This window comes from Caulobacter sp. GW821-FHT11E10, from assembly GCF_058808375.1.
The window spans coordinates 245,253-261,474 of sequence record NZ_JBXARP010000002.1; the positions used below are offsets into that span (position 1 = coordinate 245,253).

At 67.3% G+C, this 16,222-nt stretch carries 9 protein-coding genes and 2 pseudogenes; 7 read left to right on the top strand and 4 right to left on the bottom strand.

Annotation, left to right across the window (positions count from 1 at the left end; genetic code table 11):
* Nucleotides 1-115: 115 nt before the first annotated feature.
* Both AC1RRV_RS04315 and AC1RRV_RS04320 read left to right on the top strand, forming a co-directional pair.
* Nucleotides 116-451, top strand: a pseudogene (locus tag AC1RRV_RS04315) (carboxymuconolactone decarboxylase family protein); the annotation flags it as partial.
* Nucleotides 452-658: pseudogene (locus AC1RRV_RS04320) on the top strand (carboxymuconolactone decarboxylase family protein); the annotation flags it as partial.
* Here the strand turns inward: AC1RRV_RS04320 and AC1RRV_RS04325 are convergent.
* Nucleotides 655-1,629 carry a 2-hydroxyacid dehydrogenase gene (locus tag AC1RRV_RS04325; RefSeq protein WP_492858350.1) on the bottom strand — a complete coding sequence of 325 codons (975 nt, stop codon included), beginning with the start codon at nucleotides 1,627-1,629 and terminating at the stop codon, nucleotides 655-657. The pseudogene AC1RRV_RS04320 and the gene AC1RRV_RS04325 overlap by 4 nt on opposite strands.
* A 310-nt stretch (nucleotides 1,630-1,939) precedes the next feature.
* On the opposite strand from AC1RRV_RS04325, the gene AC1RRV_RS04330 reads away from it, so the two are divergent.
* Complete coding sequence (locus AC1RRV_RS04330; protein ID WP_492858351.1) at nucleotides 1,940-2,350, top strand: hypothetical protein; 411 nt, start codon at nucleotides 1,940-1,942, stop codon at nucleotides 2,348-2,350.
* 40 nt (nucleotides 2,351-2,390) lie between these two features.
* Here AC1RRV_RS04330 and AC1RRV_RS04335 read toward each other — a convergent pair whose 3' ends face one another.
* Entirely contained in the window at nucleotides 2,391-6,803 is a 4,413-nt protein-coding gene (locus tag AC1RRV_RS04335) for a hypothetical protein (protein ID WP_492858352.1), read from the bottom strand.
* 154 nt (nucleotides 6,804-6,957) lie between these two features.
* The gene (gene ettA, locus AC1RRV_RS04340; protein ID WP_492858353.1) at nucleotides 6,958-8,625 is read right to left on the bottom strand and encodes an energy-dependent translational throttle protein EttA; all 1,668 of its coding nucleotides are present in this window, start codon (nucleotides 8,623-8,625) and stop codon (nucleotides 6,958-6,960) included.
* A gap of 424 nt (nucleotides 8,626-9,049) precedes the next feature.
* On the opposite strand from ettA, the gene AC1RRV_RS04345 reads away from it, so the two are divergent.
* The 4 genes from AC1RRV_RS04345 (at nucleotide 9,050) to AC1RRV_RS04360 (ending at nucleotide 13,959) form a co-directional block, all read left to right on the top strand.
* The gene (locus AC1RRV_RS04345) at nucleotides 9,050-10,297 is read left to right on the top strand and encodes an SGNH/GDSL hydrolase family protein (protein ID WP_492858354.1); all 1,248 of its coding nucleotides are present in this window, start codon (nucleotides 9,050-9,052) and stop codon (nucleotides 10,295-10,297) included.
* Between the two features lie 3 nt (nucleotides 10,298-10,300).
* Nucleotides 10,301-11,206 carry a polysaccharide deacetylase family protein gene (locus tag AC1RRV_RS04350; protein ID WP_492858355.1) on the top strand — a complete coding sequence of 302 codons (906 nt, stop codon included), beginning with the start codon at nucleotides 10,301-10,303 and terminating at the stop codon, nucleotides 11,204-11,206.
* A 191-nt stretch (nucleotides 11,207-11,397) separates the two neighbouring features.
* Nucleotides 11,398-13,614 (top strand): S9 family peptidase, encoded by a 2,217-nt coding sequence (locus AC1RRV_RS04355; protein WP_492858356.1) that lies wholly within the window; start codon nucleotides 11,398-11,400, stop codon nucleotides 13,612-13,614.
* 138 nt (nucleotides 13,615-13,752) lie between these two features.
* Complete coding sequence (locus tag AC1RRV_RS04360) at nucleotides 13,753-13,959, top strand: hypothetical protein (protein WP_492858357.1); 207 nt, start codon at nucleotides 13,753-13,755, stop codon at nucleotides 13,957-13,959.
* Here AC1RRV_RS04360 and AC1RRV_RS04365 read toward each other — a convergent pair.
* Nucleotides 13,956-16,082 carry a sensor histidine kinase gene (locus tag AC1RRV_RS04365; RefSeq protein WP_492858358.1) on the bottom strand — a complete coding sequence of 709 codons (2,127 nt, stop codon included), beginning with the start codon at nucleotides 16,080-16,082 and terminating at the stop codon, nucleotides 13,956-13,958. The two genes, AC1RRV_RS04360 and AC1RRV_RS04365, sit on opposite strands and share 4 nt — an antisense overlap.
* Nucleotides 16,083-16,222 lie beyond the last annotated feature (140 nt).

A 16,222-nucleotide genomic window follows, 5' to 3' on the forward strand; every position in this document is an offset into this window, starting at 1 on the left:
GGTCTCAGACCCGCGTACGGCGCGCCCGGGCAGCGGCGCTATTTGGGGCGCTTCAATTTCTGTAGCATCATCGCGATCTTGCATGATACAAATTTTGTAGCATGGAGGATTTCAGATGTCGCCCAGGATCGCGCCCGCCGTAGGCCCCTACCCGCCCGCCGTCGCCAAGACCCTCGAACGCCTGAAGACGCCCGGCGACCAGCCACCGTCGCTGTTCCGCACCCTGGCCCGTGATGAGCGTCTCTTCGCCCGCTTCACCGGCGCGGGCCTGCTGGATCCCGGACATCTGCCGCCGCGCGAGCGCGAGATCGTCATCCATCGCGTCTGCGCCCTGAACGGCGCGGCCTATGAGTGGGGCGTTCATGCGGCGATCTTCGCCGGGCCCGCGGGTCTGGACGCCGAGCAACTGGCGGCCACCGCCGCGCCGGGCGTCGCGGCCTGCTGGAGCCCGCGCGAGGCGCTGCTGATCGCCTTCTGCGACGCCGTCAACGCCTGCGCCGACATAGACGACGCTCTGTGGGCGCGCCTCGCCGAGGCCTTCTCGGAAGAGGCCCGGATCGAGCTGATGATGCTGGCCGGCTTCTACCGAACCGTCAGCCTGCTGGTGAACGGACTGCGGCTGGAACCCGAGGGCTTCGCCGCGCCGTTTCCTCGCTAGGCCGCGACCGGCGTCGCCAGGGGCTGGCCGTGGAAGTAGCGGCGCAGGTTCTCCAGGGTCAGGTTGACCATGGCCGGGATGCTGTCGAGCGTCGCGCCGGCGGTGTGCGGGGTCAGCACAGTGTGCGGCACACCCACCCAGCGCGCGGGCGGAGTCGGTTCGTGGTCGTAGACGTCCAGGCCGGCCATGCCCAGCGCGCCGGACTTCAGAGCCTCGATCAGGGCGTCCTCGTCGATCAGCGAGCCGCGCGCGACATTGACGATCAGGCCCTGGGGCCCCACCGCCTCGATGACGGCCTTGTTGATCAGGTGGCGGTTGCCGGGCTCGGCGCGGGCGCAGACCACCAGCACGTCGCTGTCGCGGGCCAGGGCCATCAGGCTGTCGGCGCGGTGATAGTCGCTTTCCTTGGGCCGCGGCCCCCACCACGACACCTTCATTTCGAAGGCCTTCAGGCGGTTGGCGACGGCTTCGCCGATATAGCCCAGACCGACGATCCCGACCTTGCGGCCACGCAGCCCATGGCGCGGGGCCATGCGTTCGGCGTGGGTCCAGTGGCCAGTGCGCAGCCGATGATCGCCCTCGACGATGCCGCGCCAGGCCGCAAGGACCAAGCCGACGGCGTGGTCGGCGACGTCCGAGGCGTTGAGGCCGGTCGAGTGGGTGACGGCGATGCCGTGGGCCTTGCACCACGGCACGTCGACGCCGTCATAGCCGACGCTGACGCAGGCGATCAGGCCCAGCTGCGGCATTTCCGAGAGCATGTCGCGGCTCAACGCCATCTCGCCAGCGTGGACGATAGCGCGCACACGCCGCCCCGGCCCCTCGAGGAACGCCATCCTGTCCGGATAGTCCCACAGCCGATGGACCTGATAAGCGCCCTCCAGCAGCGGCTGCAGCGGCATGAGCATCTCGTGCGACAGCAGGATGTGCGGCTTGTCGGCGGCCGTCTTGCTGGCCGGGGTTTGCGGCATGCGCGTCCTCCATGGAGGCCGGTCGAACGGACCGGCGGGACTATCGTCTTGCGTGACCAAGCTACTCCTCTTGGAGCGCTTATCCAGAGCTAAGCAGCGAAACGACGCGTCGCCAGGCGACCCGCCATCACGCTCTAGTGAGGCGCCCGCGCGGTCCGATCCCAGGCCAGGAAGCGCCTGCGCGCGCAGGGCAGAAACCCGGCCGGGCGCGCGACGGTTCCCTGCCCAAGGCCAAGCTGTGAACAACCGTCGCGGTAAGGGGTTTTGCTAGCGGCGCCGAAACGGCGCTTCCAGGCCCGGAGAATTCTCCATGTTGACCAAGATGCTCGCCGCGACCGCGGCGCTCTCGATGCTGGTCGGCGGCGGCGCGGCCCTTGCCGGCCCGCAAGCCAAGTCGGCCACGGTCGGTCCCAAGCAGCCGATCCCCTATTCGCAGCTCAAGGCCTATTCGAAGGCCTCGCCCAAGGTGCGGGCGAGCAAGGACTGGTGGGCCGGCTCGGCCATGGCGTCCACGGGGGTCCCGACGGACACCGCGGCGACCGCTCCACCCATGCCGACGGCCGACACGGCCGTGAACCCCGGGATGATGACGCCGCCGCCCAGCCTGCCGATCACCCCGCCCATCGATGGCGCGCCGATGCCCGCGGACCCGACCGCGCCCAACCAGCAACCCGGCGCGCCGGCGACGCCACCGGTGACCCCGCCGACCGAGCCCAAGTAGTTCGACCCTTCCGGGGCGGCATTGGCGCCGCCCCGGGCCCCTACTGGCCGCCGAAGATGAAGTCGGCCTTGTAGTAACCCTTGGCCGGATCCAGGAGATCGATCGCGAACGGCGCCGAGCCGTCCGCCAGGTCGCTGAGCCAGGCGTCGTTGGAGCGCACCATGACGCCGAGATCGGCTTTCTGCGCCTCGGCCAGCAACCAGCCGACCATGGCCGCCTTGGTCCCGATGCCGTTCGCGCCGTCGCCGCCATAGGTCGCGAAATAGGCGTCGCGACCGCCCGACAGCAGGGCCGTCACCTTGGTGTCGGTCGGCGTCCCGCCGAAGATCGCCGCATAGGCCTTCTTGGTGGCGTCGAAAAGCGACAGCGACCCGTAGTCGGCCGTGAACTTGGCTGCGCCCTCGCCAAGCTTGCCGAGATTGACCGCGAAGTTGATGTAGCGGTTCTCGAGGTTGAAGCTCTGGTAGTAAGCGCTGTTGAGATTGTTGGCGTTCGGCCCAGTCGGCGAGACCAGGTAGTCGATGCCGGCTTGGCCGGGGATCTTCCCGGTGAAGAACTCGTAGGCCAGGGTCGCGACGGAGGTGGTCGCGCCGGCGGCCTTGATGATCTCGGCCGTGACCTGATCGGCCGTCAATTGCCCCCCGTTCCACCTGGCCAGCAGATCCTGCGCCAGCACGGTCAAGGCGGTCGTTCCGCTTTGCCGCAGGATGGCGTTCATCTCGAAGGTGACCTCGGACGCCGACGGGGCTGTCGAAAAGACGATCTTCTCGACACCAAGCAACCTGTCGATCCCATCCGGCGAACCGACCCGCAGATCTGTCACTGTCTGGGAGCCATCACTGTTCTGGACGACCGAGTAGTTGGCCTTGCCACCACCATAATAGATGGTGTCGACGCCCACTCCGCCGTCGATCGTATCGTTGCCTGCTCCGCCGATCAGGACGTCATCACCCCCGCCGGCGGAAACCACGTCATCACCGGCGCCGCCGTCGAGCGTGTTGGCCGAGTCGTCGCCGGTCAGGATATCGGCATAGGACGAACCCCTGATCCCCTCGATGCCGGTAAGGCTGTCAACGCCTGCGCCGCGCGTGTTCTGCAGACCCGACTTCGTCAGATCTACGGTGACGCCGCCCGTCGCGCCGTCGTAGAGCGCCGTGTCGAATCCGGCTCCGCCATCCAGAACGTCATCGCCGGCATCGCCGCTCAGCAGGTCGTCACCGGCGCCGCCCGACAGCGTGTCACCGCCCCCGCCGCCCCGCAGCACGTCCGCTCCGTCGCTACCGTCCAGGCGATTGGCGTTGGCGTCGCCAGAGAGCGCGTCACTAAACGCCGACCCGATCAGGTTCTCGATATTCGTCAGCGTATCGACGCCAGCGCCCCGCGTGTCCTGCCCGCTGAAAGCCAGGCTGACCGTCACGGCGGCGGCGGCCCCGCTGTAGTCGGCGGTGTCGGCGCCGGCGCCACCGTCCATGCTGTCCGCGCCAGCGCCGCCGATCAGGCGGTCGTTGCCGGCGTCGCCGATCAGGGTGTCGTTGCCGTCGCCGCCGTTCAGGGTGTCGTCGCCGCCATACCCCTGCAGCCGGTCGTTGCCAGCGCCGCCGACGAGGTTGTCGGCGCCGTCCGTGGTGCCTTCGGGCTTGAGAGTCGCGAGGTTCACCGAAACGACACCGACGTCGCTGGTGATCAGCATACGGCCGCCATCGCGTGTCACCTGGACCCGATCGCCGTAGAGCGCCGAATAGTAGCCGGTCGAACTGAGACCGATGTCCACGCCCAGCGCGTACACCTGCTCGAGCGCCCAGGTCGCGGTCGACAGCTGGAAGATGCGGTCCGTGGTCGCGTCAACCACATAGAGGCGCGAGCTGTCCGCACTGAAATCCATGCCGAAGACACCGTTGCCGATCTCGGGATGGGCCTTGGCGATATCCTGGATGTACTTCAGCGAACTGTCATAGACGTAGAGGCCGCCGGAGAACTGAGCCACGAACGCGCCATTGCCCGCGTAGGCGGTCACGCTGTTGCCGTAGCCATAGACGCCGTCGGCATACATGCCGTGGAAGGCGATCTGGCCCTCGCCGGCCTTGTAGAGGTAGAGCGGCGCGTCGGAGCTCCCGAGCCCGCTGAAGAGCGTCTTGGTGCGATCGTCGGTCGTGGCGATCGTACCGTAGAGCGTCCCCGACTCGTTGGAGGAGAAGGCGCCTGTGGCAAGGTCCAGCAACAACGGTGCGGCCGTGCCCCAGCCGCTGGCCTGACCGTAGATCACCTTGTTGTCGCTGGTGAACGCGACGTCGAAGAAACCCGTCTGGTAGTTGCCCGTCCTGGCATAGTCCTTCACCTGGCCGGTGGTCGTGTCCAGGACGTGGATCTTCACGGTGGCCGAGAAGCCCGACGAACTGTTCGTGGGGTTCTCCAGGGATCGGTCAGCGACGACGATGTAGCGACCGTCCAAAGACAGGTCCATGCCGGCCAGCTGCGTTCCCACCTTCCAACGCCCGAGGATGTCGCCGGTAGTCGTGCTGATCGCCGAGATGTAACCTTCGCTGTTTGAGACATAGGCTGTGCGCCCATCGAACGACAGCAAAGCGTCGACGATCTGACCCGTCGCGAGTGTCTCGACCGCGGTCGTCGGCAGCACGTCGCTTAGCGAGACAGCCGCGTCCGACGGGGTCAGCGTCACCGTCTTGTCGGTGAACTGCAGCATCTCGACGTTGAGGAGGGTGTCCACGCCCTCGCTGCTCGTGGCGCGCAAAGCGCGTACCGTCCAGGTCCCGTTGGCATTGCGCGTCCAACTGTAGTTGGTCGAGGCGGCGCCGTAGATGGCCGTGTCCTGGCCGCCACCGCCGTCGATGACGTCGTTCCCGCCCCGTCCCTCGAAGCGCTCGTCGGCCGCGCCCCCCTGAAAGACGTCGGCGAAAGCCGAACCTTTCACCCCCTCGATGTTGGCAAGGCGATCGAAGCCGTCGCCGCGCGTGTTCTGCAGCACCCCGGTCTTGGTCAGGTCGATCCGGACACCGGCCGTCGCGTCCTCGTAGGAGGCGATGTCGACGCCGCCGCCGCCGTCCAGCACGTCGTCGCCGACCCCGCCCTTGAGGACGTCGTCGCCCGCGCCGCCGTCCAGGCGATTGCTGTTGGCGTCGCCGGTCAGGGTGTCCGAGAAGGCGCTCCCCGCGAGGTTCTCGATCCCGATCAGCGCGTCGGATCCAGCACCCTTGGTATCCTGGCCGTAGGTAATGCGGAGGTCCACGGCAACGCCGCCGAGCGCGCCGCCATAGTCGGCGGTGTCCGTCCCCACGCCGCCGTCCAACGTGTCGTTTCCGATCCCGCCGATCAGCCGGTCATCGCCATAGCCCCCATAGATCGTGTCGCTACCCGCCGCGCCGTCCAGGACGTCATCGCCGCCATAGCCCTTGAGGATATTGGCGGCGGCATCCCCAGTCAGGGTGTCGGCGCCGTCCGTGCCGCCCGAGGGCAACGCCGCCGAAAGGTCGAGGGCATTCAACTGCTTGTCGGTCAGGACGAGCAAGTACTTACCGTCGGCCGAAAGGCTCAGCCGATCGCCATAGGCGCTCCCCGAGAACAGCTGACCATAGGAAGCATCCTTGGTTAGCCCCACATCGAAGGCCCGCTGGATCGACAAGTCCTTGGTCGAGACCTGCAGGACCAGACCATCGTTACCGTTCAGGACGTAGACGCTCGCGCCATCGACGCTGAAGACCGCCGCGGCGGCCATAATTGGCTCCTTCTGGAGCGAGGATAGTGATCCCTTGAGGTTCAAGGCGCCGTCGTAGAGGACGCCGCTGCGGAAAATCAGATTGCCGTCGGACGAGATGGCTTGGGCGCCATAGCCGCTGAGACCGTCATAGGAGCCGTCGCGCGAAGCGACGAGGTCCCCACCCGCCTTGTAGACTTGGAGGGGGAGCGAGGAGATGCCGTTCTGGACGGAAAGGATCTTTGTCCCGTCCGCCGACGCCGAGAGGACGCTGTCCTGATAGTAGGATTGTGTTCCGAACGTGAACTTAGCCGTGATCGGATCCAGCACCGTGATCGGTTCCCAGCCCGATCCCCAATAGCTTTGCGACAACAGGATCTTGCCATCGGCGGTGAAGGCCGCGTCGTAGAAGGCCCCGTCGCCGTTTCTCTGGACGGTCGTCGTGTAGTCGCGGATCTGGCCAGTGGTCAGGTCCAGGACGTGAACGGTTGCGTTGGCCTTTGTGTCGTAGCCGGCTCCCGTCGTCGTGTAGGTTCGTTCGGTCGCGACCAGATATCGACCGTCCTGCGACAGGTCCATGCCGCCAAGGGTCGCGCCCATTTTCCAACGTGCGACGAAATCGCCGGTCACGACATTGAAGGCGCTGACAACACCTTCGGTGTTCGAGACGTAGGCGGTTTTGCCATCATTGCTGATGACGACATCCTGGAGATCGCCCGACGCGATCGTCTGGAAAGTACTCACTGAAACCGACCTTACGCGAACTGCAAACCGGGGCGCGCAATACACTATGTACGGTTGAGTTCAGCAAGAGCCAAACCCGAGGACGCCCGAATAGGAAAAAAGGGCGACGGTATCGACCGCCGCCCCTTGAACGAGTTGTCTGGGACGTCGCGCCTTAGCGCGCGAACTTCTGGAACTTGATGCGCTTGGGGATGAGGCTGTCGGCGCCCAGACGGCGCTTCTTGTCTTCCTCGTACATCTCGAAGTTGCCTTCGAACCATTCGACGTGGCTGTCGCCTTCGAAGGCAAGGATGTGGGTGGCGAGGCGGTCCAGGAACCAGCGATCGTGGCTGATGACCACGGCGCAGCCGGCGAACTCTTCGAGCGCCTCTTCCAGAGCCTGCAGGGTCTCGATGTCCAGGTCGTTGGTCGGTTCATCGAGCAACAGCAGGTTGCCACCGGTGGCCAGGGTCTTGGCCAGGTGGACGCGGTTGCGCTCACCGCCCGAGAGCAGGCCGACCTTCTTCTGCTGGTCGCCGCCCTTGAAGTTGAAGCTGCCGACATAGGCGCGGCTGTTGATCTCGCGCTTGCCGACGATCATCACGTCGGTGCCGCCGCTGATCTCCTGCCAGATGGTCTTGTTCGGGTCGAGTGCGTCACGCGACTGGTCGACGAACGAGAGCTTGACCGTCTCGCCGACCTTCACCGTGCCGGCGTCGGGCTGCTCGCGGCCGGTGATCAGCTTGAACAGGGTCGACTTGCCGGCGCCGTTCGGGCCGATGACGCCGACGATGCCGTTCGGCGGCAGGCGGAACGACAGGTCCTTGAACAGAACCTTGTCGCCGTACTCCTTCTCCAGGCCCTCGACTTCCAGCACCAGATTGCCCAGGCGCGGGCCCGGCGGGATCTGGATGTGGGCCTGGGTCTGGGCGGCGCGGGCGTTCTCCTGCGCGGCGACCATTTCCTCGTACGAGGCCAGGCGGGCCTTCGACTTGGATTGACGGGCCTTGGGCGAGCTGCGGACCCACTCCAGTTCGCGGGTCAGGGCGCGCTGACGAGCCTCGGACTCCGACTGCTCCTGGACGACGCGCTTGGTTTTCTGCTCCAGCCAGCCGGAGTAGTTGCCCTCGTAGGGCACGCCCTTGCCGCGGTCGAGTTCCAGGGTCCACTTGGTGACCTGATCCAGGAAGTAGCGATCGTGGGTCACCAGGATGACGCAGCCCGGGAAGTCTTCCAGGTGATGCTGCAACCAGGCCACCGACTCGGCGTCCAGGTGGTTGGTCGGTTCATCGAGCAGCAGCATGTCCGGCTTGCTGAGCAGCAGGCGAGCCAGGGCGATGCGGCGCTTTTCGCCGCCCGAAAGGTCGGTGATACTGGCGTCGTTGGGCGGGCAGCGCAGGGCGTTGATGGCCATCTCGACCTTGGAGTCGATGTCCCACAGGTCGCGGGCGTCGATGATCTCCTGGAGCTTGGTCATCTCCTCCATCAGCTCGTCGGTGTATTCCTCACCGAGCTGAGCCGCGAGGGCGTTGTACCGGTCGAAGATCTGCTTGTCCTCGCAGTCGGCGATGACATTGCCCCAGACGTCCAGGGTCGGATCCAGCACCGGCTCCTGCGGGAGGTAGCCGCGCTTGATGCCGTCGGCGGCCTTGGCCTCGCCGGAGAATTCCTTGTCGAGGCCGGCCATCACCTTCAGCAGGGTCGACTTACCCGAGCCGTTGACGCCGACCACGCCGATCTTGGCGTCGGAATAGAACGACAGCCAGATGTTCTCGAAGACCTTCTTGCCACCGGGATAGGCCTTGGTCAGGCCCTGCATCTGGAAAATGTATTGCTGCGCCATGAGGGCTCGCGTGCTCGCTGGACGAGGGTTTCGGGGATTGGGCGCTGAAATAGCGGTCGGGGGCGGTTTGTGCAATCGCGGCGGGCTCTTCGGTCGCCATCGGTCGTCATGGCGCCACCCCTATCGGCCCAATCGGGTCCAGGGCTTCGCGCAAAAAGAAAGCCCGGCCAAAACGACCGGGCTCAAAGTCATAGGGAGGAAACGCCCAGGAAGGGCAGAGGCGCTCGGCGCCTCACGGGATGCTGATAGCGCTAACATACGCGGAGGATCAAGCCTTTCTTGCGCACGCGGCGACCTGTCGCATGTCGGCGCCCGCCTGGTGGGCGCCGGACGCACGATCCATCGGCGCTTTACGCGGCCGCCGAGAGGTCATACCAATGTTACCGCTACCGCCACTGAAGAGCGGGACCGGGAGAAGACGTTCATGAAGTTGTTCGCGCGGCCCGCGTTCATCGCCGCCGGCCTGGCCCTCGCCCTGGCCCTGCCCGCCTGCGCCCAGGCCCCCAAGGAAACCAAATGGATCGGCGCCTGGGCCAGCGCCCAGATGGCCCCGGACGCCAACAACAGCCTCTCCCCGCAAGACTATCCGAACGCCACGCTGCGCCAGGTGATCCGGCTCAGCCTGGGCGGCGACAAGCTTCGGGTGCGGCTCTCCAACGCCTATGGAACCCAACCCCTGACGATCGACGCCGCGCGGATCGCGGTCTCGGCGGCGCTGAACACGGCCCGGATCGACCCGGCGACCGACCGCCCCCTCACCTTCTCCGGCGCCGCGACGGTGACCATTCCCGCCGGCGCGGACGCCCTGTCCGACCCCGTCGATTTCAAGGTCGCGCCGCTGACCAGCCTGGCCATCAGCCTGCACTACCCCGCCGCGCCGAGCGTCCAGACCGGTCACCCCGGGTCGCGAGCGACCTCATACATCCTGGCTGGTGACCACACCGCCGCCGCCGACCTGCCGGGCGCCAAGACGGCCGACCGCTGGTTCCAGATCGCCAACATCGACGTCGTCAACGAGGCCGCTCCCCAAGGGGCTGGCGCCATCGTCGCGTTCGGCGACAGCATCACCGACGGCTACGGCGTCCAGCCCAACACCAACCTGCGCTGGACCGACGGCCTGGTGGAGCGGCTGAAGGCGGCCGGCAAGCCGATGGCCGTCCTGAACCTGGGCATCGGCGGCAACCGGGTGCTGGCCGACGGCCTGGGTCCCAGCGGCCTGTCGCGCTTCGATCGCGACGTACTCTCCCAGCCCGGCGTGACGCACCTGATCATCCTGGAAGGCGTCAATGACCTCGGCGTCCTCAACCGCGACAAGCCCGCCGACGCCCAGATGAACGGCTGGATGGCCAAGGATCTGATCGGCGCCTATCAGCGGATGGTCGCCAAGGCGCGCGCCAAGGGGATCAAGGTCATCGGCGCGACCATCCTGCCCTACTCCGGCTCGGCCTATTACCACCCGCCGGCCGAGGCCGAGGCGGCGCGCCAGACGATCAACGCCTGGATCCGGGCGCCCGGCAATTTCGACGGCGTGATCGACTGGGACGCGGCGCTGCGTGACCCTGCCAAGCCGACCCACCTGCTGCCGGCCTATGACAATGACGGACTGCACCCCAACATGGCCGGCTACAGGGCCATGGCGGAGGCGATTCCCCTGAGCCTGTTCGGGAACTGATCGATGCGTATCCTGCTCTCCGCCGCCCTCGCTCTGACGTTCGCCTCTACCGCTCACGCCAGCGACAAGCCCGTCATCGCCTTCACCTGGGATGATCTCCCGTCCCACAGCGCCCTGCCGCCGGGGGTCACCCGCGTCCAGGTCGCCGCCGACCTGCTGAAGGCCTCCGCCGAGGCCAAGGCGCCGGCGTTCGGTTTCATCAACGCCGTGAAGACCGAGCAGGAACCGGACTCGGCTCCCGTCCTGAAGATGTGGCGCGACGCGGGCCAGCCGCTGGGCAATCACACCTGGTCGCACCAGAACATCGCCCGCCTGACACCCGAGCAGTTCACCGCCGAGATCGCCCGCAACGAGCCGGCGCTGAAGGACCTGATGGGCAAGGAAGACTGGCGCTGGCTGCGCTATCCGTTCCTGTCCGAGGGCGACACCCCAGAGAAGCGGCTGGCGGTGCGGAGCTGGTTGGCCGCCAACCACTACAGGATCGCCAGCGTCACCATGAGCTTCAGCGACTGGGCCTTCAACGAGCCCTACGCCCGCTGCATGGCCAAGGGTGACCAGGCGGCGGTGGCCGATCTGGAGAAACGCTTCCTGGACGGCGCGGCCGCCGTGGCCGACCGCTCGCGGGCGATGAGCCAGGCGCTGTACGGCAAGGACATTCCCTACGTCCTCCTGATGCACGGCGGGGCCTTCGACGCTCGCATGGCTCCGCGCCTGTTCAAGCTCTACCAGGACAAGGGCTTCGGCTTCACGACCCTGGAGAAGGCGCAGAGCCACGCGTTCTACAAGACCGATGAGGATCCCGGTCTGCCGCCTGAGCCCACGACGCTGGAGGACGCCATGCGGGCGAAGGGGCTGGCGGTTCCGGCCCAGCCGGTGGACCTGGCGGCGCTGAATTCGATCTGTCGCTAGACCCAATCCAACTCGTCATCCCGGCCGCAGCGAAGCGGAGAGCCGGGACCCAGGGGCCGCCGCATTGCGCTTGGCCCCTGGGTCCCCGGGTCGGCCCAGGGCCGCCCGGGATGACGAGGTGGGATTGCGTTTCAATCCAGCAACAACTTCCCTGCTGACAACGGCGACGCTCCCGCATAGCGTCCCGCGCCATGATCAAACCCTCGCTTACGGCGCTCGCGGCCGTCCTCGCCCTGTCCACGCCGGCTCTGGCGGAAAAACTCACCCCTGAACGCGTCTTCGCCGATCCCAGCCTGTCGGGCCCGACGGCCAAGGGCGTGGCGCTGTCGCCGGACGGCACGCGGGTGACCTATCTGAAGGGCAAGGCCGAGGCGGCCAACGTCCAGGACCTGTGGGCCGCCGACGTGAAGGGCGGCGAGCCCTATCGCCTGATCGACTCCGCCGCCCTGTCGTCGGGCGCCAAGGAGCTTTCCGAAGCCGAGAAGGCCCGCCGCGAACGCGCCCGCGTCTCGGCCCGCGGCATCGTCGAATACAGCTGGGACCGCCAGGGCCGCTTCATCTTGGTGCCGCTGGACGGCGACCTCTATCTGGACAGCGTCGCCGACGGCAAGATCACGCGCCTGACCCAGACGGCCGGCGACGAGGTCGACGCCAAGGTCTCGCCCAAGGGCGGCTACGTCTCTTACGTTCGCGACCAGAACCTCTACATCAAGCCGGTTGCCGGCGGCGCCGAGGCGGCCCTGACCACCGACGGCAAGGACACCCTGTCGTTCGGCACGGCCGAGTTCGTGGTCCAGGAAGAGCTGGACCGCTTCACCGGCTACTGGTGGAGCCCGGACGAGGCCCGCATCGTCTACACTCGCGTCGACGAGAGCGGCGTCGACGTCGTTCCGCGCGCCGACATCGGCCCCGGCGGCGCCACCGTCGTCAATCAGCGCTACCCCCGCGCCGGCCGCCCCAACGCCGTGGTCGAGCTGTTCGTCCGCGACCTGGCCTCGGGCGAGGTTCGGAAACTGGGCCTGGGCGCCAACAAGGACATCTACCTGGCTCGCGTCGACTGGTCGGCCGACGGCAAGACCGTCTATGTCCAGCGCCTGTCGCGCGACCAGAAGACCCTGGACCTGTTGGCCTTCGACGCCGCCTCGGGCGCGGGTAAGACGATCCTGACCGACAGCGACCCGCACTTCGTGGAGATCGGCGACGACTTCCGCCCGCTGAAGGACGGCACCTTCATCTGGGGCTCGGAGAAGGACGGCAACAACCACCTCTACCGCCACGCCGCCGACGGCAAGCTGATCGCCCAGATCACCAAGGGCGACTGGCCGGTGTCCGGGCTGGAAGGCGTCGACGAGGCCCGCAAGGTCGCGATCTTCACCGCCTCGATGGACAGCCCGCTGGAGCGCCGCGTCTACGAGGTGTCCTACGCCAAGCCGGGCAAGCCCAAGGCCCTGACCTCGGCCGGCGGCTGGTGGACGGCCAAGGTCGCCGAGACCGGCGGCGCCTTCGCCGCGACCTATGACGATCCCAAGACCCCGCCGCAGACCGCCCTCTATGCGCCGGACGGCAAGCGTGTGCGCTGGATCGAGGAGAACAAGCTGGCCGAGGGTCATCCCTACTGGCCCTATGCCTCGACCCTGCCGACGCCGGAATACGGGACGCTGAAGGCCTCGGACGGCGAGACCCTGTACTACGAGATCCTCAAGCCCCAGGGCTTCGACGCCGGCAAGAAGTACCCGGCCATCCTGGCGGTCTACGGGGGCCCGCACGCCCAGCAGGTCAAGAAGACCTGGCAGAGCGTGTCCGAGCGCACCTATCTGGAAGCCGGCTACGTCGTCTTCCGCATCGACAACCGCGGCAGCGGCAACCGCTCGGCCAAGTTCAAGCGCGCGCTGGATCGCAACCTCGGCACCGTCGAGGTCGAGGACCAGCTGCTGGGCGCCAAGCACCTGGCCAGCCTGCCCTATGTCGACGCCGGCAAGCTGGGCGTGATGGGCTGGTCGTACGGCGGCTTCATGACCCTGATGCTGCTGACGGCCGACAACACCCCGTTCAAGGCTGGCGCGGCCGGCGCTCCGCCGACCGAGTGGAGCCTGTACGACACGGCCTATACCGAGCGCTACATGGGCAAGCCGGACGAGAACAAGGCCGGCTACGCCTATTCGGACATCAACACGCGGATCGGCAAGCTCAAGCCCGGCGCCCTGCTGCTGCTGCACGGCATGGCCGACGACAACGTGATCTTCGAGAACAGCACCCGACTGATGTCGGCCCTGCAGGCGAAGGCCATCCCGTTCGAGATGGCGCTCTATCCCGGCGAGCGTCACAGCGCGCCGCGCAGCAAGACCAAGGGCCTCAGCGTACTCAAGACGCACCTGGGCTTCTTCGATCGCAAGCTGAAGGGCCAATAGGGCCCGTCATCCCGTCCGCGCCCGTCCTGGGCGTGGACGGCGGCTGCGACATCCTGCCCACCCCGCTCGACCTTATGTCGCAGGGTCGCGGGGCGCGGTGAAGTTTATGGTTAACGGCGCTGGTTCAGGAAACGCGCCATGACCAAATCCACCGACGAAGCCGTCGAATGGCTGATCAACACCGTCCAGGAAGCCCTCGAGGAAGGCCGCGCCACGGCCACCGATCTCGAGGAATGGCTGCTGGCGGCGATCCTCCTGGAAGAGATGGCGCTGGAAGAACAGCTGGACGCTCGGGAACTGCGCTCGTTCGCCGTACTGGACGGTGTGGTGCGCACGCTGCACTAGGCGGCCGGCAGGGGTATCCGCAGCTCGGTCCGCGCGCCGCAGGCGGAACGCTCGAAAACCAGCTCCCCGCCGATCTGCTCCAGTCGCGCCCGCAGGTTGCCAAGGCCCCTTCCGATCGTGAGACGCTCCGGCGCGCTGTCGCGACCCACGCCATCATCACTGATCACCACCCGCAGATGATCGCACGCCTCTTCGATCTCGACACTCACCGCTGTCGCTCGCGCATGCTTGACAGTGTTGGTGACGGTCTCGCGAACCGCGGAGATCAGGACCTTGTAGACGCCATAGTCCAGCACGGGTGACTCCGCCTCGCCGAGGCTGATCGGCCAGTGCAGGGCGAGGCCGGCGGAGGTCAGTCGTTCGGCGGTTTCGTGACGCAGGTCCGCGACGATCTGGTCGAGGGCGATGGCGTCGCCCGACAGCCCGTTGAGAATGACCCGGATATCGGCCATGGCCTCGCGGACATCCTTTCGCGCCACCTGCAGGTCGTCGCGATGGAGGCTGGTCAGCAGGCGCGAGCCGACGTCGTCGTGCAGGTCGCGCGCGATCCGGACGCGTTCCTCGTTCACGCCTCGCCAGTAGCTCTCCCGCGCGGATTCGGCCTGGCGCATGAGGCCGGCCAGCTGTGTCGCCAGCTGGACATCGACCTTCCGGAACAGGCCCTGGCCTCGATCGCGGTAGCGCAGGAGCGTCGCCGGGTCGCCCGCCGCCGAGGGCACGAAGAGCTCGAGGCCGTTCCGACGCAGATGCGGCGTAGCGACAGCCTCCGACGCTTCCTCGACCGACACCATTTCGAGCGGCGAAAACAGCCTTCGCATCAGGTCGAGCCAGCCCGCCCGGCGAGCGGCGGGATCAGGCTTGAAGGCCACCGACGCCGCCATCTCGAAAAGGTCCCCGTCGCTGACGGCGCGCTGCTGGGTCATGCGTCGCCACAGCCGGGTCCGCAGCGGCAGATAGGCGCCCGCCACGACCAGGATCGACAGACTGAGCGCCGCGCCTGTCCGCACGTGCAGCGCCAACACCAGCGCCGCGTCGACAGCCAGCAGCGCCAGGGCCGCGAGCACGACGAGGATCAGCCTGTAGGCCCATAGATCCAGGTCGAGCAGCCGATAGCGCCCGACCGCGACCGCCATGCCGGCATAGATGAAGATCAGGGGCCCGAACGCCGTGCCGTCGCTGGCGATCGACGGCGCGGCCATCAGCTTGGGCGCGGCCATCATCACCACCAGGAAGCCGGCTCCGGTCAGGGTGATCAGGCCGATCCACCGCAGGGCGCCGCGATCCAGCGGGTTGAGGTCGGCGTTACGCCATTGCCGCCAGAGCAGCCACGCCAGCGCCGGCAGGTGGGCCAACAGACCGGCGTAGTAGGTCTCCAGTGACAGCCAGCCGAGCGCGCCGGCCAGCGCCCAGGCCAGGGCCGCGCCCGCGAGCACGCTCAGCCAGGCGGGCCGGATGATCCTCTGCGGGAAGAAGGCGAACTGGGCCATCGTCGCGGCGGCGTAGAGACTGGTGCCGGTGAGGTTCGCCGTATTGAGCGCCCAGAGCAAACCGCCGTGAGCGCTGAGCGCCCGGGCGTCGAACAACGCGCCTGAAAACGCGGCGAGCAGCAGGCCAAGCGCCGCCAGGGCGAACATCCGCACGCCCCAGTCGCGAGGCCGCAGCACCAGGATCCACGCGCCGATGATCCAGACGACCAGGCCGCCGCCGAGCAGCATCCAGACATCGCGGGACAGTCCAGACAGGGTCTGGCGGGCGGGCGGCAGCGTCAGGACCCGATCCCGGTTCCCGTCGCGATAGGCCATCCGAACCGGCCCGTCGACGAGCATCCGCGCCAAGCGCGTCCGGTCCGCGTACCAGGCCGCGACATCGGTCGTGGCGCTGTCCGGCGCGTAGTCTTGGACCAGCCCCTCGGCCTTATCGGTCACCGCGCCACTGGGGCCGGTGAAGGTCACCAGGGCCTTGCGCTCCAAGGACGCGATGACCTGGCCTTCGATCGACACGACCTGGACTTCGGAGCCCACGGCCAGAAACCGGACGCTCGAGCCAGGCATCTGCAGCGCCGCCCAGACGACGGCCGCCGCGAGCAGGACCGCGACATAGACGGCCAGCATGATCTGGAACACGGGCGGCCTGGGCCACGTCCCCATCAGCCTGGAGCGCAGGGACGTCCGGACAGGCGCGGAATCTAGACTGGAGCTGTTCAAGAGACGCAAGCGCTCCGAGAGGCGGACGATTTCTGTTTAGGGCCTTAGGCCGGTGTCCG